This window comes from Mesonia sediminis, assembly GCF_042684705.1.
Lineage (GTDB): Bacteria > Bacteroidota > Bacteroidia > Flavobacteriales > Flavobacteriaceae > Mesonia > Mesonia sediminis.
This window is the reverse complement of record NZ_JBHULZ010000041.1, coordinates 933,562-958,121: the sequence shown is the minus strand read 5'-3', so window position 1 is coordinate 958,121 and position 24,560 is coordinate 933,562. Positions and strand designations below refer to the sequence as shown.

General features: G+C 36.0%; 23 protein-coding genes, 1 tRNA gene and 1 pseudogene. 13 read left to right on the top strand and 12 right to left on the bottom strand.

The window, feature by feature from the left end; genetic code table 11:
* Positions 1-6 precede the first annotated feature (6 nt).
* The 7 genes from ftsA (at position 7) to ACFSQ0_RS12435 (ending at position 7,065) form a co-directional block, all read left to right on the top strand.
* On the top strand, positions 7-1,437 hold the full coding sequence (gene ftsA / locus ACFSQ0_RS12465) for a cell division protein FtsA (protein WP_379048748.1): 1,431 nt from the start codon (positions 7-9) through the stop codon (positions 1,435-1,437).
* Positions 1,438-1,475: 38 nt separating this feature from the next.
* On the top strand, positions 1,476-3,461 hold the full coding sequence (gene ftsZ / locus ACFSQ0_RS12460) for a cell division protein FtsZ (protein WP_379048746.1): 1,986 nt from the start codon (positions 1,476-1,478) through the stop codon (positions 3,459-3,461).
* A gap of 11 nt (positions 3,462-3,472) precedes the next feature.
* Positions 3,473-3,919: a GatB/YqeY domain-containing protein gene (locus ACFSQ0_RS12455; protein WP_379048744.1), complete on the top strand. Its 447-nt coding sequence runs from the start codon at positions 3,473-3,475 to the stop codon at positions 3,917-3,919.
* A 43-nt stretch (positions 3,920-3,962) separates the two neighbouring features.
* Positions 3,963-4,036: transfer RNA gene (locus ACFSQ0_RS12450), tRNA-Arg, on the top strand.
* A 542-nt stretch (positions 4,037-4,578) separates the two neighbouring features.
* The gene (locus tag ACFSQ0_RS12445) at positions 4,579-5,019 is read left to right on the top strand and encodes a hypothetical protein (RefSeq protein ID WP_379048742.1); all 441 of its coding nucleotides are present in this window, start codon (positions 4,579-4,581) and stop codon (positions 5,017-5,019) included.
* 238 nt (positions 5,020-5,257) lie between these two features.
* Positions 5,258-6,610: an alpha/beta hydrolase family protein gene (locus ACFSQ0_RS12440; RefSeq protein ID WP_379048740.1), complete on the top strand. Its 1,353-nt coding sequence runs from the start codon at positions 5,258-5,260 to the stop codon at positions 6,608-6,610.
* A gap of 26 nt (positions 6,611-6,636) precedes the next feature.
* On the top strand, positions 6,637-7,065 hold the full coding sequence (locus ACFSQ0_RS12435) for a hypothetical protein (protein ID WP_379048738.1): 429 nt from the start codon (positions 6,637-6,639) through the stop codon (positions 7,063-7,065).
* A 64-nt stretch (positions 7,066-7,129) separates the two neighbouring features.
* Here ACFSQ0_RS12435 and ACFSQ0_RS12430 read toward each other — a convergent pair whose 3' ends face one another.
* Positions 7,130-8,173, bottom strand: coding sequence for a flavin-containing monooxygenase (locus ACFSQ0_RS12430; RefSeq protein ID WP_379048736.1), 1,044 nt, complete (start codon positions 8,171-8,173; stop codon positions 7,130-7,132).
* A gap of 102 nt (positions 8,174-8,275) precedes the next feature.
* On the opposite strand from ACFSQ0_RS12430, the gene ACFSQ0_RS12425 reads away from it, so the two are divergent.
* Positions 8,276-9,112, top strand: a complete 837-nt coding sequence (locus ACFSQ0_RS12425) for a zinc-dependent peptidase (RefSeq protein WP_379048734.1) — start codon at positions 8,276-8,278, stop codon at positions 9,110-9,112.
* A 117-nt stretch (positions 9,113-9,229) separates the two neighbouring features.
* Here the strand turns inward: ACFSQ0_RS12425 and ACFSQ0_RS12420 are convergent, their stop codons facing one another.
* The 3 genes from ACFSQ0_RS12420 to rpe form a co-directional block, all read right to left on the bottom strand.
* A complete protein-coding gene (locus ACFSQ0_RS12420) occupies positions 9,230-9,976 on the bottom strand; it encodes a hypothetical protein (RefSeq protein ID WP_379048732.1) in 747 nt (248 codons plus the stop codon).
* Between the two features lie 85 nt (positions 9,977-10,061).
* Positions 10,062-11,042, bottom strand: coding sequence for a YpdA family putative bacillithiol disulfide reductase (locus ACFSQ0_RS12415; protein WP_379048729.1), 981 nt, complete (start codon positions 11,040-11,042; stop codon positions 10,062-10,064).
* Positions 11,042-11,704 carry a ribulose-phosphate 3-epimerase gene (gene rpe, locus ACFSQ0_RS12410; protein WP_379048727.1) on the bottom strand — a complete coding sequence of 221 codons (663 nt, stop codon included), beginning with the start codon at positions 11,702-11,704 and terminating at the stop codon, positions 11,042-11,044. Before rpe ends, ACFSQ0_RS12415 begins: the two co-directional genes overlap by 1 nt.
* A gap of 128 nt (positions 11,705-11,832) precedes the next feature.
* Between rpe and ACFSQ0_RS12405 the strand changes: the two genes are divergently transcribed.
* Positions 11,833-12,837, top strand: coding sequence for a lipoate--protein ligase (locus ACFSQ0_RS12405; protein ID WP_379048725.1), 1,005 nt, complete (start codon positions 11,833-11,835; stop codon positions 12,835-12,837).
* A 37-nt stretch (positions 12,838-12,874) separates the two neighbouring features.
* Here ACFSQ0_RS12405 and ACFSQ0_RS12400 read toward each other — a convergent pair whose 3' ends face one another.
* The 6 genes from ACFSQ0_RS12400 to rpsO all read right to left on the bottom strand — a co-directional run bounded on the left by ACFSQ0_RS12400 (position 12,875) and on the right by rpsO (position 19,595).
* Positions 12,875-13,738: a sigma-70 family RNA polymerase sigma factor gene (locus ACFSQ0_RS12400; RefSeq protein ID WP_147861450.1), complete on the bottom strand. Its 864-nt coding sequence runs from the start codon at positions 13,736-13,738 to the stop codon at positions 12,875-12,877.
* A gap of 157 nt (positions 13,739-13,895) precedes the next feature.
* Positions 13,896-15,095, bottom strand: a complete 1,200-nt coding sequence (locus tag ACFSQ0_RS12395; protein WP_379048723.1) for a glutamate-5-semialdehyde dehydrogenase — start codon at positions 15,093-15,095, stop codon at positions 13,896-13,898.
* 34 nt (positions 15,096-15,129) lie between these two features.
* Positions 15,130-15,918 (bottom strand): glutamate 5-kinase, encoded by a 789-nt coding sequence (proB, locus tag ACFSQ0_RS12390; RefSeq protein ID WP_379048721.1) that lies wholly within the window; start codon positions 15,916-15,918, stop codon positions 15,130-15,132.
* Positions 15,918-16,730, bottom strand: a complete 813-nt coding sequence (proC, locus tag ACFSQ0_RS12385; protein ID WP_379048719.1) for a pyrroline-5-carboxylate reductase — start codon at positions 16,728-16,730, stop codon at positions 15,918-15,920. Before proC ends, proB begins: the two co-directional genes overlap by 1 nt.
* A 283-nt stretch (positions 16,731-17,013) precedes the next feature.
* Positions 17,014-19,161, bottom strand: a complete 2,148-nt coding sequence (locus ACFSQ0_RS12380) for a polyribonucleotide nucleotidyltransferase (RefSeq protein WP_379048717.1) — start codon at positions 19,159-19,161, stop codon at positions 17,014-17,016.
* A 164-nt stretch (positions 19,162-19,325) separates the two neighbouring features.
* Complete coding sequence (gene rpsO / locus ACFSQ0_RS12375; RefSeq protein WP_379048715.1) at positions 19,326-19,595, bottom strand: 30S ribosomal protein S15; 270 nt, start codon at positions 19,593-19,595, stop codon at positions 19,326-19,328.
* Positions 19,596-19,854: 259 nt separating this feature from the next.
* Here rpsO and ACFSQ0_RS12370 point away from each other — a divergent pair, with 259 nt between their 5' ends.
* The 3 genes from ACFSQ0_RS12370 to ACFSQ0_RS12360 all read left to right on the top strand — a co-directional run bounded on the left by ACFSQ0_RS12370 (position 19,855) and on the right by ACFSQ0_RS12360 (position 22,981).
* Entirely contained in the window at positions 19,855-20,268 is a 414-nt protein-coding gene (locus ACFSQ0_RS12370; protein ID WP_379048713.1) for an HYC_CC_PP family protein, read from the top strand.
* A gap of 95 nt (positions 20,269-20,363) precedes the next feature.
* Positions 20,364-22,601 (top strand): TonB-dependent receptor, encoded by a 2,238-nt coding sequence (locus ACFSQ0_RS12365; RefSeq protein WP_379048711.1) that lies wholly within the window; start codon positions 20,364-20,366, stop codon positions 22,599-22,601.
* Between the two features lie 20 nt (positions 22,602-22,621).
* Positions 22,622-22,981, top strand: a complete 360-nt coding sequence (locus ACFSQ0_RS12360; RefSeq protein WP_379048709.1) for a heavy-metal-associated domain-containing protein — start codon at positions 22,622-22,624, stop codon at positions 22,979-22,981.
* A gap of 90 nt (positions 22,982-23,071) precedes the next feature.
* Here the strand turns inward: ACFSQ0_RS12360 and ACFSQ0_RS12355 are convergent, their stop codons facing one another.
* Entirely contained in the window at positions 23,072-23,683 is a 612-nt protein-coding gene (locus ACFSQ0_RS12355) for a hypothetical protein (RefSeq protein ID WP_379048707.1), read from the bottom strand.
* A gap of 94 nt (positions 23,684-23,777) precedes the next feature.
* Here ACFSQ0_RS12355 and ACFSQ0_RS12350 point away from each other — a divergent pair, with 94 nt between their 5' ends.
* A complete protein-coding gene (locus tag ACFSQ0_RS12350) occupies positions 23,778-24,137 on the top strand; it encodes a helix-turn-helix domain-containing protein (protein WP_379048705.1) in 360 nt (119 codons plus the stop codon).
* A 208-nt stretch (positions 24,138-24,345) separates the two neighbouring features.
* Here the strand turns inward: ACFSQ0_RS12350 and ACFSQ0_RS12345 are convergent.
* Positions 24,346-24,435: pseudogene (locus ACFSQ0_RS12345) on the bottom strand (acetyl-CoA carboxylase, carboxyltransferase subunit beta); the annotation flags it as partial.
* Between the last annotated feature and the right edge of the window lie 125 nt (positions 24,436-24,560).

Genomic DNA, 24,560 nt, shown 5'->3' with positions numbered 1-24,560 from the left:
CTGGTTATGGAAGTAAATGATCAAGAAATCGCAGTAGGGCTAGACATAGGTACAACCAAAATTGTAGCTATGATTGGTCGGTATAATGAATACGGTAAAACCGAAGTTTTGGGTGTTGGTAAATCTAAAAGCTTAGGAGTGCATCGTGGCGTGGTAAATAATATAACCCAAACCATACAATCTATACAACATGCCGTAGAACAAGCAGTTGCCGATGCCGGAATTGAAGTGAAAGACGTGGTAGTGGGTATTGCGGGTCAACACATCAGAAGTTTACAACATAGCGATTATATTACCCGTGAGAATGCCGAAGAAGTAATTGGTGCTCAAGATATAGAAACCTTGTGTAACCAGGTACATAAATTAGTTATGTTACCAGGCGAGGAGATTATTCATGTTTTGCCCCAGGAATATAAAATAGACGGTCAAGGCGAAATAACTGAGCCAATCGGTATGTACGGCGGTAGATTGGAGGCCAATTTTCATGTGGTGGTAGGTCAGATCTCATCTATCAGAAACATAGGTCGTTGTATAAAAAGCTCTGGATTAGAACTAGAGGGAGTAACCTTAGAGCCATTAGCATCCGCCAAAGCGGTATTAAGTCAAGAAGAGAAAGAAGCCGGTGTTGCATTGGTGGATATAGGAGGAGGAACTTCTGATTTGGCTATTTTTAAAGATGGTATCATACGCCACACGGCAGTAATCCCATTTGGAGGAAATGTAATTACCGAAGATATTAAAGAGGGTTGCAGCATTATTGAAAAGCAAGCAGAGCTCCTAAAGGTGAAATTCGGTTCGGCTTGGCCTGGAGAAAATAAAGAAAATGAAATTGTATCTATTCCTGGCTTACGCGGAAGAGAACCCAAAGAAATATCGTTAAAAAATTTATCAAAAATTATTCATTACCGAGCGGTTGAAATTATTGAACAGATTTATTTAGAGATAAAAAATTACGGTCACGAGGAACAAAAGAAAAAACTAATTGCAGGTATAGTTATTACCGGTGGCGGCGCACAATTAAAGCACCTAAAGCAATTGGTTGAATATGTAACTGGTATGGATACCCGTATAGGGTACCCCAATGAACATCTTGCTGGCGATAGCAATAAAGAAACCACGAGTCCTATGTACGCCACGGCTGTAGGTCTAGTTTTAAACAGTCTAGAGCGTAAACAGCAAGAAAAACAAGAGCGATTAGAAGCCGAACTTCGCCGTAAACACGCCGAGAATCATCAAGGTGTTAAAAGTGTTAACAGCGAAGACACTGTTAATATTGATAATGATTCAGAAAAGGAAGAGCAAATTGAAGGCGAACAACTAGAGCAAACCCATCAAGAAGAACAAGAGCAAGAGGTGAAAGCCAGTAATGTGGCCCGCAAGAGCATTTTCGAAAAATGGTTTGACACCTTAAAAGATTTTTTAGATAAAGTAGAATAAAGTAAATAAGCGAAGCATAACACCCAAAATATAGAATTATGAGCAGCACAGAATTCGACATTTCATTTGATTTACCCAAAAATCAATCTAACGTAATCAAAGTGATTGGCGTTGGTGGCGGCGGTTCAAACGCCATTAATCATATGTTTGAACAAGGAATAAAAGGAGTAGATTTTGTAGTGTGCAACACCGATGCGCAGGCCCTAGAAAATAGTCCGGTTCCTATTAAGTTACAATTAGGAGTAAACCTAACCGAAGGGTTAGGAGCAGGTGCTAATCCAGAAATTGGAGAGCAGGCCGCTTTAGAGAGTTTTGAAGACCTTAAGAGCATGCTTAATACCAATACAAAAATGGTATTCATTACCGCAGGTATGGGTGGAGGTACCGGAACTGGAGCCGCACCAATCATTGCTCAACAGGCTAAAGAGATGGGAATTCTTACCGTAGGTATTGTAACTATTCCATTTCAGTTTGAAGGTAAAACAAGAAATGATCAAGCTCAACAAGGGGTAGAAAAATTAAGAAAACAAGTAGACTCGCTTATTGTTATTAATAATAATAAACTTCGTGAGGTTTATGGTAATTTAGGCTTTAAAGCCGGATTCTCTAAGGCCGATGAAGTTTTAGCTACTGCCTCACGAGGAATTGCAGAAGTAATTACACATCACTACCAACAAAATATAGATTTACGTGATGCTAAAACGGTATTGAGTAATAGCGGTACGGCCATTATGGGGTCTTCAACCGCCTCAGGTAGCAATAGAGCTCAAGAAGCCATTATTAAAGCACTAGATTCACCTTTATTAAACGATAATAAAATTACGGGCGCCAAAAACGTGTTGCTGCTTATTGTTTCGGGCTCCCAAGAAATTACTATCGATGAAATTGGAGAAATCAATGATCATATTCAAAATGAAGCTGGGCATAGTGCAAACATCATTATGGGTGTAGGGGAAGACTCTAACCTTGATGAGTCTATCTCGGTAACCATAATTGCTACTGGTTTTGATGTAGAACAACAAAATGTAATTGTTAATACAGAGGCTAAGAAGATTATTCACACCTTAGAGGATGAGCAGAAAGTAGTTCAGGATTTAAGCGAGAAACGCTTCCAATTACGTTCTTCTGCGATAGACGAACCTTTGCCTAAAGAAGAGAAGGAAGAGAGAGTTGTGCACACGCTATTTGAGCAAGAGGAGCTTGAAGAACCACAAGAGTCTACTAATGCGCAAGAACAAGAAGTGCAAGCTTCCGCGGAAGCGAATACAGATGATTTTGTTTTTGTTGATGCAACTAAGAATACAACCAAAGAACAAGAGCCAGTAGAAGAGAAAAGACAAGTTGAGGAGGATAAGGAGAAAGAACATGTAAATTTTACATTTGATTTCCCTATTAATCCCATAGCTTCAAAGCCTACTTCTTCATCTATTTCGGAGAAGACTGCAAAAACACCTACAGAAGTAGAACCTACATCATCTAAAATTATTCACAGGCTTGAGGAAGAGCCGAACGAGAAGCAAACACCATCTGCGCCAAATCCTAATGTAACTGGAGGGGTAAAACGCTATAGTTTAGAAGACTATATGGAGGAGGAAAAACAGTTCCAAGAAAATAGAGCTCCAGAGGAAGATTATAGGCAACAGACTCAAATTGAAGTTAAACAGCCTGTTTCTGAACCTATAAGTAAGGTTGAGGCCGCTTCTTTTGAGAATAAAAATAATCCGGTAGAAGAGCCAACAGATGCAGAAGAAATCGATCCTTTAGAAAACCCAATATCGCAAGATCTTATTGCACGAGCGGCAGAGCGACGTAAGCGCATGAAGGAGTTTAACTATAAGTTTAGGAATAATTCATCTATAGAAGAAATTGAACGAATGCCAGCCTATAAGCGAGCCGGTCTCGATTTAGAAGAAGGAGAAACCACAGGCGACACAAAGCTATCTCGAACCAGTGTAAATGGTTCTTCAAAAGATGATTTGAATTTTAGAACAAATAACTCGTTTTTACACGATAATGTAGATTAAATACAAAAATTATGAGTTTAGAAAAACAAGTGATGATAAAAATGAAAGAGGCCATGAAATCGAAAGATCAAATGGCCTTAGGAGCATTGCGTGCTATTAAAAATGCATTGATTTTAGCTAAGACAGAGGCTAATGCGACGGATTTGACTGAAGAGCAAGAAATCCAGATAGTGCAAAAATTAGTGAAGCAACGTAGAGATAGCGCAGAAATTTACCAAAGTCAACAACGTGAAGATTTAGCAGAGCCAGAATTAGCCGAAGCTGAGATTATCGCGCAATTTTTACCCAAGCAGCTTAATGAATCGGAGATTGAAGCCGAAGTGCAAGCTATAATTACAGAAGTAGGAGCGTCTGGAATGCAAGATATGGGTAAAGTAATGGGTATAGCCAGCCAAAAAATGATGGGAAAAGCCGATGGGAAAACCATTTCGGCAATTGTTAGAAAAAAATTAGCATAAGTATACTATATTAGGTATTTTTGCGCTGCTTAAATAGCTATTAGGCCCCGTGGCGCAACTGAATAGCGCATCAGATTTCGGCTCTGAGGGTTGCAGGTTTGAATCCTGCCGGGGTCACGAATAAATAAAAAAATCTCACCTCAAATCAAGCTTGTTTGAATTTGAAAGTGGGATTTTTTTATTTTCAAAGCGGAGCTTTGTCAGGAAGGCGTAGCCAATCTGCCGGGGTCACTTTTTTAGTTCGTAACCTCTTGTTTTTCAAGAGGTTATTTTTTTCTTGTGTCGCCCGTTGTGTCGCCCTTTTAAATTTTCTTAAACTTCCTCATAACGCGCATGAAGAATTTCTATTAATTATTGAGATCAACTTTATCTAAGCATTTGATATAAACTTATAAAGAGCTCTCTTTTAAAGGTTATAAACATTTTTACTCATCAATTTTATTCCTAAAGTGTAAAAACTACCAGATTAGACTTAACTTTTAAGTACATAAATTCTAGATGAAATCGTTTAACATCTCTAGTTCAACTATAATTTTATGAAAAAACACAATTATTAGATTCATTTAATTTAAAATCCGTTAATCTGATGTGGTGAATTATGTAAATATTCACATATTTTTTGTGTTTATTTTTTAACTTTAAGTTAAATATTGTAATTTATGAAGGTGCTTAATAGATTGGTTGGCTTTGGGTTTTGCCTTGTGGTAGTCGTTTCTTCGGTAGCCTGCGATAATGACGACGGTAACGCACCAAACCAAAATCAATGCGCTTACCAAGGTTTTTCTTATTTAGACACAAATAACAATACAAGCATTCTTATTCCAGAAGCCGATTTATACACCGATTTTTTTATCTCTTCATCGAACGGGCCAGAAGTTGAAATTTATAAAACCGCTCAACCTGGTAGTTTTTACTTTTTAACCACTACTGTAGGGTTAAATGCAACAGGAACTGGAACGCTTAGTTTAAATGGGAATGTATATAATGTAAATGTAATTTGCCAGCGAACTGGTAACACGGTAGGAGATGAAATGCGATTTGATTTGACTGCAAATGGATTAGAAGCCGAATTTTGCGTTATAATAGATCGAGTTCAGTAATAATAGAAACCGCCGCAAACTCGAAAATTTAGTAGTTACCCTAATTTAAAACTGGTTTAATAAAAATTAAACAACTATTACGGCGGTTATAATTGGTTAATTAGCGTGTCAAAATTATGCATTTTCCTTTTTTTTAAAATACCCAGTAAAGGGTATATATAAATAAATCTCTATGAATAGCATTTGTTTGTTCAGGTAATATTACTTTTATAGAACATCTTATTTAAAAATCATACTTATGAAATATTATTTTACCCTAATCTTGTTGATTGCATCTACAACAGCCATGACTGCACAAGAGTTTGAAGGCTCCTGGTATGGAGTGTTGCAGGCGGGAGGTCAACGTTTAAACTTAAGTTTTCATATCAATAAAACAACACAAGGTTTTACCACTACAATGGATAGTCCTGACCAAAACGCAAAGGGAATACCAGTTAAAGTTACCCGAATTGAAGGGGATAAACTACACTTAGAAGCACCACAACTTGCGTTGCGTTATAGTGGAGAAATTAGAATGGATACTCTTTTTGGTACCTTCGCTCAAGGCGGATTTAGCACGCCCTTAAACTTAACTAGAACAAAACCTGCTCAATTACGGCCTCAAGAACCACGAGAACCTTTTCCTTACATAGTAAAAGAGGTAAGTTTTAAAAATAAAGAAGGAGGTGTACGTTTGGCAGGTAGTTTAACTTTGCCTAACGCTACCGATGATTTTCCTGCAGCTATCTTATTAAGTGGTAGTGGTCCTCAAGATCGTGATGAAAGCTTAATGGGGCATAAGCCATTTTTGGTAATAGCCGATTTTTTGACTAGAAACGGCATTGCTGTTTTGCGCTACGATGATCGAGGGGTGGGTGAATCTACTGGCGACTTTAGTAAAGCAAGCTTATCTGATTTAGTAAGCGATGCGGCTTCTGCACTTTCCTTTTTAAAAAACCATGATCAGATAAAAGAGATTGGTTTAATCGGTCATAGTGAAGGCGGATTGGTTGCTGCTATACTTGCTAGTGATAATGCAAATGTTGATTTTATAGTTAGTTTGGCGGGACCCGGAGTACCTTTAGATGAGCTGCTTATCACCCAAAATAAAGAGCTAAGCTTGGCACTTGGTTTTACTGAAGAACAAGTGCAGCCAAGATTAGAATTCAATCAGAGAATGTTTGATTTAATAAAGAATATAGACGAAGAAACCGCTTTGAATCAGGCTGTAAATGATTTTTTTAATGAAGAAAAAATAAATTCCGCTCAAAAGCGAAATGAATTAAAACAGCAATTTTTGAGTCCGGGTATTCGAAGTTTAATTAAAACCAATCCGGCTCTTTATTGGAGTAAAATAGAAGTGCCTATATTGGCTTTAAATGGTGCGCTAGATTTGCAGGTCAACGCTAAAGACAATTTGCCAGCCATACAAAACGCTAACAGCAAAGGAGGTTCAGCAAATGTTGTCGTGAAGAATTATCCCGATTTAAATCATTTATTTCAGAAAGCTAAAACGGGATTACCTGCCGAATATGGGCAGATTGAGCAGACCATCGACCCTATAGTTTTGCAAGATATTCTAGATTTTATTAACCGCAATATTAAGAGATAATAAGTATATTTGAATAAAATTTCAATATGAAAAAATTACTTATTTTGCCACTTATAGCTTTATTTGTTATAAGTTGTAGCAATGAGCGAAAGGCGCTTAAAGAAAAACACGATGAGGTACTACAAGAAGTATTTGATGCTCACGATGTAGCCATGCCAAAAATGGGAGAAATAAACACTCTGCTTAAGCAATTAGAAGAAAAAATTGATAGCACATCAGAATCAGAAAATTATATAAAAGCACAAAAAGAATTGCAGGCAGCACATAAGCATATGATGACATGGATGCAAGATTTTTCTTCCAAATTTCCAGATGTTAACAAAATCGAAAATCTTGATCTAGAAGAATTAAGGCAACGCACGGATAGCTTAATAAACGAAAAACCCGCTGTGGAAGACATGCGAGATCACGTTTTAAGAAGCATTAGCCGCGCTAAAGAAATTCTAAACAATTAGGCTAAGGCTTTCTAAAAAGAAAAAGGTGGCTGCAATTGCAGCCACCTTTTTTTTATTAAACCAACTATTGCTTTTTCTGTATTTTTTTTACCAGGTAGGCTGCATCTTTTTTTATGCCACCTAAAGTTGCAGAACCGCGGGTATGCAGCCACGGAAGGCCTATAAAGTATAAGCCTTTCATTGTGCTCACTCCTCTGTGATGTTTGGGATAACCTTCGTGAGTAAGCTCTAAGCCTTCAATCCATTCAAAATTAGGCCGATAACCCGTTGCCCAAACAATATTTTTAACATCTTCTAAGGTCTTTAATTCGGTTTCGATGCGTTTACCATCTGCATCGGTCGTTCTACCTACGGGTATAACATTTTCTCTATTTAGTATCTCTTTTACGTTGGTGCCAATAACAGGCTGGCGGTTACTGCTTATTCTCTTACCTATAAAACTATTTTTGCTAAAAGATAAGAAACCAGTTTTTGTAAACCACCACCATAGCGTTTTGCCTAAAATTTCTTGGGGTAAACTTTTAATATTGGTTTCTCCTGAAAAATAAACGGTATGTTGGCTTTGTTTTGAGATTTCATCAAGTATTTGAAAACCGCTATCGCCATCACCTACTACTAGAGCATTGCCTGCTTTTAATTGCTTTGGGTTTTGGTAATAATTACTATGCATTTGACAAATTTCATTAGAAATTTTTTTTGCGCAAGGTGGGGTGTAAGGAATATGAAAAGGTCCTGTGGCAATAATTACATTTTTAGCTTGGTAAATCCCATTATTATGCTTTAGATGAAAAATCTCGTCTTTTTTATAAATTTTTTGAATTAAGGTGTTTAACTCAATAGGGAAATTAAAATGATTGGCGTAGGTTTTAAAATACTCAGCGACTTCATATTTGTTAGGGTAGTGGCCCTTAGGAGCGGGAAAATCTAATCCAGGTAAATGATTGAACTCAGTTGGTGTAAAAAGCTTTAATGAGTCCCATCTATTTAACCAAGAAGCTCCTATTTCACTTTCTTTATCAACCATTAAAAAAGATTGATTGTTCTGTTGTAGGTAATACGCCATTGCTAGACCTGCCTGAGCAGCGCCTACAATAATAAAGTCTTTCATATTTTATAGGTATTAGCTCATGATAACGTAAAAATTTAAAAAAACCAAATTATGAAATGGAATAGAGCTTAAAAAATACTCTATATTCGAAAAAAATTTAGTTTGGAAGAAGAAAAAATAAATATTTACTTTTTAATCATTGTGCTGGGGGCGCTCTTGATATTCTTTGTGCTATTTTTATTGGGTAAGATCTTTTCAACGATAGAATATATTTATGCTACGCGCACCAATAAACCCTTATTTATCCATTTTTATTGGCCTTTGCGCAAACTTACTCCAGACCAAAAGCAATTTATTAGTAAACGTTTTTCGTTTTATCGTCAATTAAATCCGCGAAAGCAACTTTTTTTTGACCATAGGGTAAGTGGTTTTCTGAAGCATAAAACTTTTGAAGGTCGTTCAGGGTTTGTGATCACTCCAGAAGTAGAATTGTATGTGGCGGCCACTGCTGTCATGCTTACTTTTGGGATGCGTCGCTATAAGTTACCCATCTTGCAAAAAATTTTGATTTATCCAGAAATCTATCGCTCAACAATCACAAAACAGGATCACAAGGGGGAGTTTAATCCGCTTTTAAAAACTATGGTTTTAAGTTGGAAAGACTTTCTTCTGGGTTTTGAACATCGCAGCGACAATGTTAATCTGGGCATTCATGAATTTATCCATGTCATCCAAATCAATAGTTATAAAGAGTCTAGTATTAGTGGAGATATTTTTATAGATGCCAGTAAAGAGATTATAAACAAGCTTAAGACGGACTCCTATAGGAATTATGTGTTGCACTCAAAGTTTTTTAGAAATTATGCTTTTACTAATGAATTTGAGTTTATTGCGGTTTTGGTTGAGCATTTTATTGAATCGCCGCAGCATTTAAAACAAGAATTCCCCGATTTATATATAAAAATCAGGGAAATGCTTAATTACCGCATGAATCATTAAAAAAAGCGGCAAAAAATTTATAACTATTGATACAGAGCGCTTATGGGTTAGTTAGTATGAGCTTTGTATGAAATATTATTAAGTATACAGAATTTTGCCGCCTTTAGTTGAAAAAAACTAATTTAACTTTAAACTTACATGTTGTAAAAGAATCAGTTTAATTCGCTCGGCAATCAAATTATTACCATCATTGTCTAGGGGTGAAATAGTAAATATACCATCGCCATCGCCATCTTTTATATCATCTAAATTGATGAAATTTGAGTTAAAGGCGAGATAGCTATCAAAGTTAACGAGAAGCTTTACTTGATTTTCTTCAACGGTTATAAACTCTTTATTTGCACCATATTTAAGCCGAATGTCATTGCTGCAATCGTGCCAAAAAATGAATGGTTTACCCTTTATTTTTCCCGTTATTTGAATGCTTTTTTGGTACATTTCATTTTCGGGATTTTTATGTGAATCAAAAGAAAACACTATTTCTTCATATAACCCATTAGGTATAGTAATATCAACTAAATTTACTGGTCTAGGATTGATTAAGTTAGCTAAAAACGGGCCTTGAAGTTTGGGATTCATACTGGCATCGTAATAACCATCATTCTCTTTGATATCATCATAATCAGCTAATTTAATCTCAATATCCGATAAGTTTACCCAGAATTGATCTATTTCAATGTTATTAGGATTTGATGTTTTGTTGCTAAAATTGTTAACATCTGAAGTGAGTTGTACTTCTAATTTTCCCATGCTGTTGGGAGTGATGCTGTCGTCGTCTGAGCAGGAATACAAGACGGGGAGGCAAATGCTGCATGCTAAGAACATGCCCAGCATTTTGCACGCTGCGGTGTTAAAAGGTTTCATAATAGGTTGATTTGGTTGTTAGTCTTGTAAAGATATTAAACCTAAATCGTTTGACGTGTTAATCAACTGTTAATCAACCTTGTATTTAATCTTGTTTTTTTGCAATGTCTTGAATTATTAGGGTGGCATGTATCCTTGAATTCTCAATAAACCACTTATGCGTTTCTAAACCGCCACAAATAACGCCGGCCAGATAAATTCCATTTTGGTTGGTTTCCATCGTGCGCTCATCGTAAAAAGGTATCTTTTTTGTTTTGTCTGCCCAATCAATTCCTAAATCTTTGAGAAAATTAAAATTGGGTTGGTAACCGGTTAGTGCTAAAACAAAATCGTTTGGAATGGTTATAGTTGATGTGGGGGTTCGCAATGCTATTTCATCTTCAAAAATTTGCGTAACCTCGGCATTAAAGTAGGCTTTAATGCTACCTTCTTTTATGCGGTTCTCAATGTCTGGTCTCACCCAGTATTTTACCCTTTCTCCAATCTGTTTACCTCGAATAATCATACTTACCATACCGCCTTTTCTGTAAATCTCGAGGGCGGCATCTACGGCCGAGTTGCTTGCACCTATTACCGCAACATGTTGTTGAGCATAGTAATGGGGATCATTGTAATAATGATTTACTTTTGGTAAATCTTCGCCAGGTACATTTAATTTATTGGGTATATCATAAAAACCAGTTGCTACAACTATATTCTTGGCTTTATAAGTGGCTTTTGTGCTCTTTATTTCGTACAAAGTAGGATATTTACTTTGATTAGATGGTCTTACCTCTAAAACAGCTTCAAAAAGGTTCACCGCCAAATCGTTCGCAGTAGTAATTCGGCGGTAATACTCTAATGCTTCTTGCTTGGTGGGCTTAGGATTATTGCTGATAAAAGGAATCCCGCCTATTTCTAATTTTTCTGATGTCGAGAAAAAAGTCATATTGGCGGGGTAATGGTAGAGAGAGTTTACCAAAGTACCCTTGTCTAGAATAATATAGGATAAATTGTTCTTTTGGGCTTCAAGGCCGCAAGCCAATCCAATAGGGCCTGCACCAATTATCAGACAATCTAAAATCATTATTTTTGGGTAATTTCTTTTAAGTTAGCTATGGTTTCAATTGGCTGCTTGCTTTTAAATACAAAGCTACCAGCAACCAATACATCAGCACCAGCTTCAACTAGTGCTTTGGCATTTTTGTCTGTAACCCCACCGTCAATTTCAATTAAGGTATTGGCTTTTTTCGAAATAATAAGCTCTTTTAATGCCCTCACTTTTGTATAAGTATTTTCGATAAATGCTTGACCGCCAAACCCCGGATTTACACTCATCACACATACTAAATCGATATCTTGAATTACATCCTCAAGCAGTTGTATATTCGTGTGCGGATTTAAGGCTACCCCAGCTTTCATCCCTGCAGCTTTAATGGCTTGCAAAGTGCGGTGTAGGTGGGTACAGGCTTCAAAGTGTACCGTTAAATTATCTGCACCTAAATCGGCAAAGGTTTGAATGTAACGGTCTGGCTCTACAATCATCAAATGCACATCTATGGTTTTTTTAGCGTGTTTACTTATGGCTTGCAAAACAGGCATGCCAAAACTTATATTGGGTACAAATACGCCGTCCATAATGTCAATATGAAACCAGTCGGCCTGACTTTTATTTACCATTTCGATATCGTGCTGTAAATTGGCAAAATCGGCTGCTAAAATAGAGGGGGCAATTTTTGTTGCATTCATTTTTTGTTGTGTTGTTGCGTTTTTGCAAAAATAAGCATTAGCCTCAAGAAATGGTTATAAATAAATGCTTATTCTTTTCATACCGCGCTTTTAATATTATTTTTAGTGTTTGAAAATACCACACCAAAATGATTTTAATAGACAATTTAGGAAATACAAACCCTTATCTAAATCTTGCTTTAGAAGAGTACATGTTACGCCACTCTAAACAAGGTGAAGATTTTATTTTATTTTATATCAATGAGCCATCAATAATTATTGGGCGAAATCAAAACACCTTAGAAGAGATTAATACGAGTTATATTGAAGAAAAAGGTATACATGTGGTGAGAAGAATATCTGGTGGGGGAGCGGTATATCACGACCACGGGAATCTGAACTTTAGCTTTATTACCGATTATGATGTGAAACGATTGAACAACTTTAAAAATTTTACGCAACCTATCGTAAACATTTTAAACGAAATGGGGGTTCCTGCAAAGATGGAAGGTAGAAACGACTTGTTGGCCAAGGGGAAAAAGATATCGGGTAATGCTCAGTTTTCTAGCGTCAAGCGGATGTTTAGTCACGGCACCTTATTATTTGATACCAATTTAAATGAAGTAGCCAAAGCACTTCAGGTTAAAATGAGTAAAATTCAATCTAAAGGACATAAATCAGTGCGTAGTAGAGTGACCAACATTACAGAGTTTTTACCAGAACCTATGCGTATTGAAGATTTTAAGCAAAAAATTATAGACGGCCTGTTTAAAGAGAAAGAAGATTTTAGTATTTATCAGCTTACCGATGAAGAGTGGGCCGGAGTACACCAACTAAAAAAGGAAAAATATGATCAATGGGGCTGGAATTATGGTAAGTCGCCTAAATTTAATATTCGACGTGAGAAAAAATTTCCGGTTGGTATAATTGATCTCCGAATTTATGTAGAAAAAGGACATATAGCGGCTATTAAGATATATGGAGACTTTTTTAGTAAAGATCCCGTTGATGAATTGGAGTATAAGCTTTTAAATGTTCGTTATACGCTGCCCGATATAAAAGAGGCATTAAGCGAGGTAAATCTCAAGAACTATTTTGGTGATTTGGCTAAGGATGATTTTATAGAACTTCTTTACGGAGAAGATGAAGAATAAACCGAATAAAAAAAACCGCCAATCGGCGGTTTTTTATTTATCCTAAATAGGTTTTTAGTATTTTGCTTTTTGAGGTATGTTTAAGTCGGCGTATAGCTTTTTCTTTAATTTGACGTACGCGTTCACGGGTCAAATCAAAAGTTTCTCCTATTTCTTCTAAGGTCATAGGTTGTTGGTCGCCTAAGCCAAAGTACAGTCTTAAAACATCGGCTTCTCTCGGAGTCAAAGTTTCAAGCGCTCGCTCAATTTCAGTTCTTAGAGAGTCGTGCATTAAATCTTTATCAGGATTTGGAGACTCACCAAATTTCAATACATCATATAAATTAGAATCTTCACCATCTATCAAAGGTGCATCCATGCTAACGTGTCTACCTGAATTTTTCAATGACTCTTTAACGTCGTTTACGGTCATATCTAATTCCTTGGCAATTTCTTCGGCACTTGGTGGGCGTTCATTGGCTTGCTCTAAAAAGGCAAATGTTTTATTAATCTTATTAATTGAGCCAATTTTGTTTAAGGGTAAACGTACAATTCTAGACTGCTCAGCCAAAGCTTGAAGTATAGATTGTCTGATCCACCAAACGGCATAAGAGATAAATTTAAAACCACGCGTTTCGTCGAATCGTTTTGCGGCTTTAATTAATCCTAAATTTCCTTCGTTGATTAAATCGGGAAGGGTAAGTCCTTGGTTTTGGTATTGTTTAGCTACCGATACCACAAAACGAAGGTTAGCGTTGGTTAATTTCTCTAAAGCTCGGTCATCACCTGCTTTAATACGTTGTGCTAACTCTACTTCTTCTTCTGCGGTAATCAAATCTACCTTACCAATTTCTTGCAAGTATTTGTCTAAAGATGCGGTTTCTCTATTGGTTACTTGCTTTGTAATTTTAAGTTGTCTCATTTAAAATGCTCCCAGTTAAATTAATGCTTGTATTAGGTTATACGTGCCTTTTTGAAAAAGGTTACAAAAGTAATACATTTTTATTTTGAGTGCACATAAAAAAAGCCTTAAACTCATTTAATTGATTTTAAGGCTTTTTTGTTCTGGCTTTTTTTAATTATACCCTTATGTGGCCATCGCCAAATACATAATATTTATTGGTGACCAATTGCTTAAGACCTAGTGGGCCACGATGATGTAGTTTGTCTGTGCTAATGGCTAGTTCTGCACCAACTCCCATTTGACCTCCATCTGTAAATCGAGTAGAGGCATTGTGATAAACCGCAGCACTGTCAATTTGCTCCATAAAAGCTAGAGCTTCGGTTTTATCCTCGGTAATAATGGCAGTTGAATGCCCACCTGAATATTTATTTATCTTCTGAATAGCTTCTGACATACTTGAAACTTCAGCTACCAAAATTTTCATCGCTAAGAACTCTTCGTACCAAGCCTCTTTATCGGTTAGTAATTTCGTTTCTGAGCATAAAGCGTGGATTGATTCATCTGCCCAGACCGCTACGTTTACTTCTTTTAAACTGCTATAAAGGTCGGCTACCTTTGCTTCGTAGTTCTCTAAGTTTTTATCTAATAGCACCTTATCTAAAGCATTGCAACCCGAAATTTTATTGGTTTTGGCATTGATGATAACTTTTTTGGCTTTATCCCAATCAGCTTTTGGCGATACGTATAGAAAATTATTACCTCTACCACTAATCAGTACGGCACAAGTCGCATTTTCTTTTACAAAATTAATCAAACGCTCTCCACCTCTCGGTACAATCAAGTCTAATGGTTCAGTTGGGTTTTTCAGGAAATCTCTTGTTTCGTGTCTATCCATTTGCATTAGACGTATCCAATCTTTGCTTAAATCATTTTCGGCTAAAGCCTCATGCCAGCAAGATTCTAAAACTAAATTAGAGTGTTTAGCTTCTTTACCTCCCTTAAGTAAAATTTTATTATTGGCTTTAAAAGCTAATACGGCTGCTTCAATGGTAACATCGGGTCTGGATTCATAAATAATCATAATGGTCCCAAATGGAGCAGTTTTATTGATGATTTCTAACCCGCTATCTAATTTTTTTTCGGCAATGTTATTCCCAACAGGATCTTCCTGTACTTTTACTTCTTTTATAGCTTTAATCATATCGTCAACCTTTGCTTCATCTACCACTAATCGGTCGTAAAGCGCTTGATCATCTTTAGAAAATGCATCAAGATCTTTTTGATTGGCCGCTATAATTTCTTTTCTTCGTTGATCAATGATTCGCATCATTGAGTCTAATACGTTATTTTTTTTATCTGTTTCTAATAATTGCATAAGCTTTGTTTTAATTCTTACTTCATTTAATCTTTTAGTCATTAACAATAAACTCTGTACCTACATTTTTCCCTTCTACTATATCTACAATAACATTAGGTATTTTACCTTTTGCGATATAGGTAGGTATATCCTTAAGTGCGGTTTGCTTAGCTATTTTTAATTTACTTTCCATTCCGCCTCTGCCTTCTCCTTCCCCTTTTTCAGAGGCTTGAACATATTTTTCAACATCTTGGTCTGGGGTCACTTGTTTAAGTTTTTCGGAGTCATCGTCATCTGGATGCCCAGTATAAAGTCCATCTGTATCGGTTAGAATAATCAAACGGTCGGCGTTTACCAACTCAGCCACTAGACTGGCCAGCTCGTCATTATCTGAAAACATAGACATGGTAAGAGAAACCGCATCATCTTCATTGGCAATAGGAATAACCCCTTGTGATAGTAAGCCTTCATAGCAATTGATCATATTTTCTCTATGTCTTCCTGGTGCGAAATCGCGTTTAGTAGCTAAAACTTGGGCGCAGCGCATTCCGTAATCGTGAAATAAACTATAATAGTGTCTCATCATACGGGGTTGCCCGACAGCCGAATATACTTGTCTTCTGGTAGAAGCGTCTTCTATACTGCATTGACTAAGTACTTCTTTTCCTGCTATAGCTGATCCAGAAGATACTAATATAACCATGACATCGCGTTCATAAAGCACCGCAATTTGACGAACGATTTCTTTTAAAACCGGACCTAAGATGCGATTATCTTTATTGGTCATTACATTGGTTCCTACTTTTACTACTACCCGTTTTATGTCTTTTGTTTCTGTCATTACTTGTTCTTCTTTTCTCCTAATTCAACAGCACGATTAAAAGCTGCGTAAGCCGCTTCTTTAATGAGTTCATTTACATTATTATCTTCCATAGAGTCTAGGGCGGCTCTAGTGGTTCCTCCTTTAGAAGCTACACGATCCATCCATGATTTTGGTGATAAGTCAGACTGATTGAATAATTCTACCGCTCCTTCGAAGGTGTTACTAACAAGAACCTTGGAGTCGTAATCTGAAAAGCCCATTTTTTTTGCTGCTTCGAGCATTGATTCCATAAAATAGAATACATAAGCAGGACCGCTACCTGAAATTCCCGTTGAAGCATCTATGAAATTCTCTGTGTCAACGTGAATAGATGCGCCGGTTGTATCTAATAAGTTACGAACGGTTAGCAATTCAACACGTGTAACTGCATCGCTTTCTGTGTAAGAGGTAACTCCTTTACCCACTTGAGCAGGGAGATTAGGCATAGTACGTACGACTTTTCGCGTATCTAAACCTTGCATTATGGTTTCGATGGTTACCCCGGCCATCAATGATACAAAAATTTGATGGGGATTGATTAGAGGTTTCATTTGCTCAAAAAGTTCTTCGCAGTGGTAAGGCTTAACCGCGATAAAAACCAAATCGGCGCTGGGAAGTACCTCCTCTAAATTGTCATAAACAGCAAATAAATTTTCTTCTTTTAATTTCGTAATTTTTTTTGGATCGGTATCAAAAATTCTAACTTTTTTTCCATTCATTAAAGCAGACTTAGCCATACCTTCAGAATAGGTTAAACCCATGTTACCGCCACCAATTACTAATAATTTCATTCCTTATTTTTAAGTTAATAATTTATTGTTGTCTTAATAGCTACAACTACCATGCGATAGTCGGAATTAGCAATAAAACTTCTTAAATAATAACTTTTTTTAACTTAAAAACAAATATTTAAGTATTGTTTAAGAATTACGTATAATTTTAACGAATTTTGGTAAGTTAATCGGTTTATTTAAAATAAAGAGACTGACACATTTGCCGAGAGGTGATAATTTGGCAGTGTATAAAAAAGCCTTCCTGTATGGGGAAGGCTTAAAATTCTAAAATAATAATTTTTTATTCTTTGTTTTTCTGCTCTCTTGGAGGTCGAGGAAGAAGTGCCTTACGAGAGACTTTTTCTTTTCTGGTTTTAGGATCAAAACCAAAATATTTTACGTCTATCACATCGCCAAGATTTACCACATCGGTAACATTGTTTGTTCTTTCCCAAGCCAATTCAGAGATATGTAATAAAACCTCATTTCCTGGTGCTTCTGTATATTCTACTACAGCTCCAAAATCTAAAAGTTTAATTACCTTTACTTCATAAACGCTTCCTTTCTCAGGCTTAAAGGTAATAGCATCTATTTTAGCTAAAACTTTATCGATTCCTTCTTGGTCTGTACCCAGTATTTCTACAATACCTTCTTCGGTAACAGGATCTTCATTAATCACAATAGTAGTGTTGGTTTCTTTTTGTAATTCTTGAATTACTTTACCACCCGGACCAATAAGACTACCAATATATTCATTAGGAATTCTTCGGGTAATCATTTTAGGCGCGTGTGCTTTAACCGTTTCGTTTGGCTGGTCTATAGTGTCCGTAATTTTTTCTAAGATATGCAGTCGACCTGCTCTAGCTTGTTGAAGCGCTTTAATTAAGATTTCATAACTTAAACCCTTTACTTTTATATCCATTTGGCAAGCGGTTATACCTTCTGCTGTACCAGTTACTTTAAAGTCCATATCACCTAAATGATCTTCATCACCTAAAATATCTGATAGCACTGCATATTTACCACTATCGGCATCGCTAATAAGTCCCATTGCAATACCTGAAACCGGCTTTTTAAGCTGAACCCCAGCATCCATAATTGCCATAGTTCCTGCGCAAACGGTCGCCATTGAAGAAGAACCATTAGATTCTAAGATTTCTGAAACTACACGAACGGTGTAAGGGCAATTATCTGGAATCATTCCTTTAAGGGCGCGCTGAGCTAAATTTCCATGTCCTATTTCTCTTCGTGAGGTACCTCGAATAGGTCTTGCCTCACCAGTTGAGAATGGAGGAAAATTGTAATGTAAGTAAAAGGTCTCTTCGCCTTCAAAACTAGGCATATCTATTTGGTTTGCTTCGCGCGAAGTACCAAGGGTCACCGTTGCAAGCGCTTGGGTTTCACCTCGAGTAAAAATCGAAGAACCGTGAACAGAAGGTAAGTAATCAACCTCACACCAAATTGGTCTAATCTCATCTGTTTTACGTCCGTCTAAACGTAAACCTTCATTTAAAGTTAAATCTCTTACTGCTGCTTTTTCGGCTTTGCTGTAGTACTTGCTTATTAAATCGCCATACTCCTCTTGCTCTTCTTCAGAAAAACTAGCGGTAATTTCTTCTTTAATTTCCGCGAAAGCTGCACTGCGTTCTGCTTTAGAAGAACCCGCTTTGGCTACTTCATAAACTTTATCATAAGCCAAATCGTGAATTCGTTTAGCTAAGGCTTCATCTTCTCTTTCACCTTCATAAGTTCTGGTTTCTTTTTTACCAAAAGCTTCGGCCAGTTTTATTTGCGCCTCACATTGCTTTTTAATTGCTTCGTGAGCAAATTTGATGGCTTCCGTCATTTCTTCTTCAGAAATTTCTTTCATTTCTCCTTCAACCATCATAACAGAATCGGCAGAAGCACCAATCATCATATCGATATCCGATTCAGCTAATTGGCTAAGCGTGGGGTTGATGATAAACTCACCATTTACACGACCTACACGAACTTCAGAAATGGCACACTCAAATGGTATGTCTGATAACTGAATAGCCGCAGAGGCAGCCAAACCAGCCATAGCATCTGGCATCACATCATCGTCATGAGACATAAGTTGAATCATAACCTGCGTTTCTGCGTGGTAATCTTTAGGGAAAAGTGGTCTTAAAACGCGATCTACAATACGCATAGTAAGCACTTCGCCATCACTTGGTCGTGCTTCTCTTTTAAAGAAACCGCCAGGATATCTTCCGGCAGCCGCAAATTTCTCTCTATAATCTACCGTTAAAGGTAAAAAATCAACGTCGCTTTGTTTGTAGTTAGAGACTACGGTACACAGCAGCATAGAATTTCCTGATTTCACAACAACAGAACCGTGGGCCTGTTTTGCTAATTTTCCGGTCTCGATAGAGATTTCTCTTCCATCTCCTAAATCGATAACCTCTTTAAATGTTTTTGGAATCATACTTTTTATTTCTAAGTTAACAATGGTCTCCGTCGGGATCCAGGACGGCCTGGGTTGTGTGTGTTGTGTGTAGTTGTAATGACCAATGAAAAACTATTACTGTAGCTTTTTCTTTATTTTCTTACACCAAGGTAAAAAAAAAGGGGCAAAACGCCCCCTTAAAATTATTTTCTAAGTCCTAAATCTTTTACGATTTCACGATACCTCATAATGTCTTTCTTCATTAGGTAGTCTAAAAGACGTCTTCTTTTACCCACTAAAGACACAAGAGCGCGCTCAGAGTTAAAATCTTTTTGGTTTCCTTTTAAATGTTTTGAGATGTGTGCAATTCGCTTAGTGAATAATGCGATTTGTCCTTCGGTAGATCCGGTATCATTCTTTCCGCTACCATACTTCTCAAATAATTCTTGTTTTGCTTCTTTACTTAAATACATTCCAATATTATTTCAATGATTATTATGCATAGATAGATTTTCTATCAAGCGGCAAATATAAAACATAATTTTTTAATTTATTCTAGTTAATGCAATTATTTACTTCCGCTTTAAGCGGATTATTGTAAAGGATGATATTGAGAAAGTAGTCTGACTTTATAAATCCGTTATTCATTAAATTATAACGGGGTTGACTTTGTCTTTTAGTTTGGTCAAATTCATATTGGTGCAAGTTACTTATTTTTTATAGCTTTGTGCTATGTTTAAAAATGCTGTCATAAAATTTCAAGCTTTTTTTATAGCTTTTGTACTACTGCTGTCTACCACTTCTTTTGCAGTAGAAAAGCATTTTTGTGCAGAGATATTAGTTGATTTTAGTTTTAGATTAGATACCCAATCTTGCTGTCCAGAGCCCGACCCAGAAGAGCAAATTAATTTTGAAAATTCTTGTTGCCAAGATTCTATCGAAGTTTTTTCTGGTCAAAAGCAACTTAAGCAAGATCAATCAGATTGGGATATTCAAGTGCCAAAGGCATCTATTTTATCTTTTACTTCTATCAATTCCGCTTTAAGCTTAATACAGGAGCAAAGACTCCATTTATTAGTTTGGAGCAAAACACCTCCATTCTGTAATACTCCGCTTTATTTGCGTAATGAGCAATGGCTCATTTAGACTTTTATTTTTAATTAGACTGCCCTAGTAGATTTCACAGAAGGCAGTTTTTATGTTTTTTACCGAACATCAATTAAAAATTAAAAGCAATTACAATGAAAAGAATATCCTGCCTTTTTATGCTATTTTTAGGTATTTGTGCGGGTGCACAAGAAAAAATAAGCGGCGTTGTTTATGAGCGCGGAGAAAAAAATATGCCTTTGCCCGGCGCTAATGTGTATTGGCTAGGCACCCAAGTAGGAACCGTAACAGACTTTGACGGAAAATTTGACTTACCTTATAAAAGCGAATCTCAACAATTGGTGGTGAGTTATATTGGTTTTACAACCGATACCGTTGCGGTTAGGGATGCTAAAATTCCTTTAAAGATAGACTTAGCACCTAAAAGCAATTTAGATGAAATTAAGATTGTTTCTAAAAAACAAGCAACTTCTAGATCGTTTTTAGATGCTCAAAATGTAATTAACGTAAGCAGCGATGAATTATTGAAGGCTGCTTGCTGTAATTTGTCTGAAAGTTTTGAGACAAATCCCTCTATAGATGTCAATTTTGCCGATGCTATCTCGGGTACTCGCCAAATTAAAATGCTGGGATTAACCAGCCCATACATACTTATTGCTACAGAAAATATACCTACAGTACGCGGAGCTTCACAAGCCTATGGACTCACTTTTACTCCTGGTACTTGGGTAGAGAGTATTCAAATTACTAAAGGTGCAGGAAGTGTAGTTAATGGTTATGAAAGTATGGCAGGGCAAATAAATGTTGAGTTACAGAAACCCACAAAAGATGATCGGTTTTTCTTAAATCTTTATGGAGCCACTAATCAACGATTTGAGTTGAATTCCCATTTCAATACTCCCGTGAGCAAAAAATGGAGTACCGGCCTTTACGTGCACGGAAATATACACCAAGAAAAACACGATGTAAATCATGATGGTTTTTTAGATATGCCCTTATATCATCAAGTTAATGTGATGAACCGTTGGCAGTATACCGACACAGAAAAAGGCTTGGTTGGCTTTTTTAATATTAGGGCGCTAACCGATGAAAAACAGGCGGGACAAGTAAATTTTGATCCAGAGCAACATAAACTAGGCAACCAAGTTTGGGGAAGCGAAATAAAAACGCAACGTTATGATTTCTCAAGTAAATTCGGTTATGTTAACCCAGATTTACCTTGGCAGAAGATGGGAGCGCAATTTTCGGTTAGTCACCATAACCAAGAGTCGTATTTTGGATTGCGTAGGTATGATATAACCCAGAATAGCATATTTACTAATTTTATGTATAATAGTATCATTAGCGATTCTAGGCACAAAATAAAAACGGGTGTTAGTTTTACTTATGATGATTACGAAGAACTTGTAGAAAACAAAAGTTATACGCGAACAGATAATGCGGTAGGCGCTTTCTTTGAATATAATTTTGACAACCTAGAAAAGCTAAATTTAACTTTAGGCTTACGGGCAGATCAGCATAACCGTATGGGCTTTTTCTTGACTCCTAGATTGCATATACGTTATTCCCCTTGGGGTAAATCGGCTTTTAGAGCATCTATTGGTAGAGGAAAGCGTTTGGCCAATATTTTTGCAGAAAATCAAAATTTATTCGCTACGTCTAGAAGCATAAAAATCTATCCTTCCAATCTTGAAGGGGCTTACGGCTTAGATGCTGAGATTGCTTGGAATTATGGAGTTTCTTTTTTACAAGGATTTAATTTATGGGGCAATAAGGCAGATATTACGGTAGATTTTTACCGTACAGATTTTGAAAATCAGTTGGTTGCCGATCGGGAATCGCCTACGCAGATTCAGTTTTATAATTTAAAGAATGAAAGCTATGCCAACAGCTTTCAAGTAGAAGCTAATTATAATATTGCAAAAGGTTTACATACGCGTTTGGCTTATAAATATTATGATATAAAAACCAAGTATTTAAGTGGTGAGAAATTGAAGCCTCTTACGGCACAACATAGGTTTTTTGCTAATCTATCTTACGAAACGCCTATTAAAAATAATAGTACTTGGAAGTTTGATGTTACTTATAATTGGTTAGGGAAACAACGCTTTCCTCAAACCGATTCTAATCCGCAAGCTTATCAATTACCCGAATTTTCGCCAGAAGTAAATACGGTTAATGCACAGGTTACGAGAGTGTTTTCGCCAAAGTTTGAAGTATATTTAGGTGGAGAAAACATAACCAACGTTAGGCAAAACCGACCTATTTTAGCAGCCGATAACCCGTTTGGCTCTAATTTTGATACTACTTTTGTATATGGTCCTATCTTTGGTAGTATGTATTATATGGGACTTCGTTATAAATTGAACTAATAATTAAAACTAAAATTAAAATGAAAAAAATAGTAAGTGTACTTTTATTTTTTGCCGTAAGTATGGCCTTTGCCCAAAGTAAAAACGCCAGAACAAGCCTTGTTGTAGATGGCGTTTGCGGTATGTGTAAAGAACGTATTGAGAAGGCAAGTATTAAAACTAAGGGAGTGAAAAGCTCCATTTGGAATGTTGAAACCCACGAGTTAAAACTGATTTATAATGCTAAGAAAGCAGATTTAGGTGAGGTAAAACAAAATATTTTGGCCGTGGGTCATGATGTAAACGATTTAAAAGCGAGCGACGAGGCGTATAATAGCGTACACGCTTGTTGCCGATACCGCGATGAGGCTGTTAAAGACGATCATAAAAATGATAAATAAGCACAACTTTATTTAAAATTTAAAGCCTCTGAGATTTAAATCTTAGAGGCTTTTTAAAAGGATTAATAAATTATTTTGCCAGGATTAGACTTAAAACTGATACCCTAAGCCTGTTTTTAAAGAAATACTTTTGTATTGATTATAACCAAACCCATATCCTATTTTTGCCGTAAGAAACAAATTTTTATACAAGGCAATATTTCCTTGTACCTGCAGTTGAAAAGTCTCATCTGATGATTTTCCTGTAACTACATTATAAGGGTTTCCTTCAGAATCTATAATTCTTTCTATCAAACCGTTATAAAACATACCTAAATAATTTACTTCACTAAAAACTTTAAATCTCTTTTGATTAATAATTAAATAGGCAACACCTATTTCCCATTTCTTAATTTCGGTTTCGCTATCTAGCCAAAACAAATCCTCATAATTGTCATCTGTTTTGGCATAAATTTTACCCCAAGATACTCCTAAGTGAAATCTTTTGTACACTTTTCTGGAGTATGCAATCTGAAATCCTGAACCGCTGAATGTATTGTTGTATCTTGTTTTTACACTGAGGTATTCATAGTTTCCCTCTAAAAAATTACCTTCATTAAAAATAATTTCTGTAATTGTTTTTTTATCGTTTGAAGATTTTTCTTGAGCATAAGAGAAAGTGACAAAAATCGTTAATAGGAACAATAAGTTTAATTTTTTCATTTTAAAATTTTAATTGAATAATGATGTAAAGATATTCTTAAAATTCTTTTACTTTAATCTAAATTATTCTATTTTAGACTAAAATAGTTGTAAAATGACTGGTATTGGGAAATGCATTAGAGCACTCAGACAAATAAAAGGCTATTCTCAGGAATATATGGCCATTAGATTACATATGTCGCAAAGTAATTATGCTAAAATAGAAAAAGAGTTAATCAACATCTCAACCCAACGCCTAAAAGCTATTGCAGCGGTTTTAGAAGTTAGTATGCACAGATTGCTAGTAGAACCTCCTCAAAAATCCGCTGCACTAATTGATGAAAAAGAGGATCTCAATTTGGAGGTAATGGAAGATTTTTTTACAACTAAAGTGCTTTATGAAAAAATAATTGAAGATAAAGACAAAGAAATTGCTTTTTTAAGGGAAGAAATTAAGCAGCTTAGAACAAAATAATATAATAGTTGTCAAACCTTATTGGGTTCATCACTCACGTAATACTCTTTGCCTCCTTCATCTATAGGTATTTAAAATTATGTAAAATCTATTTTGACAGACTTAATTTATTTTTTAAGCTCAGCTTCAGCTTGATTTAGATTCAAAATAAAACAAGCTAGCTTGTAAGCTAGCCTGTTTTTTATAGATTGAAGTGTTTTACACTTTTTTATGCGCGAACCTGGTGGTTCTGAATTAAATCTAAGTATAAATTTACTTTATCTTTTAAATCTCTACGGTGAGAAATAAAATCTAAGAAACGATTTAATAGCAACATTATCTGTTTAGTTTAGAATTAAACGTAATTTTATAAAAAAAGAAGTGATGGAGTGTAGAGATGTTTCAATTGAAATTTTTTAACACTTTTATTAGCTTACATGTAAT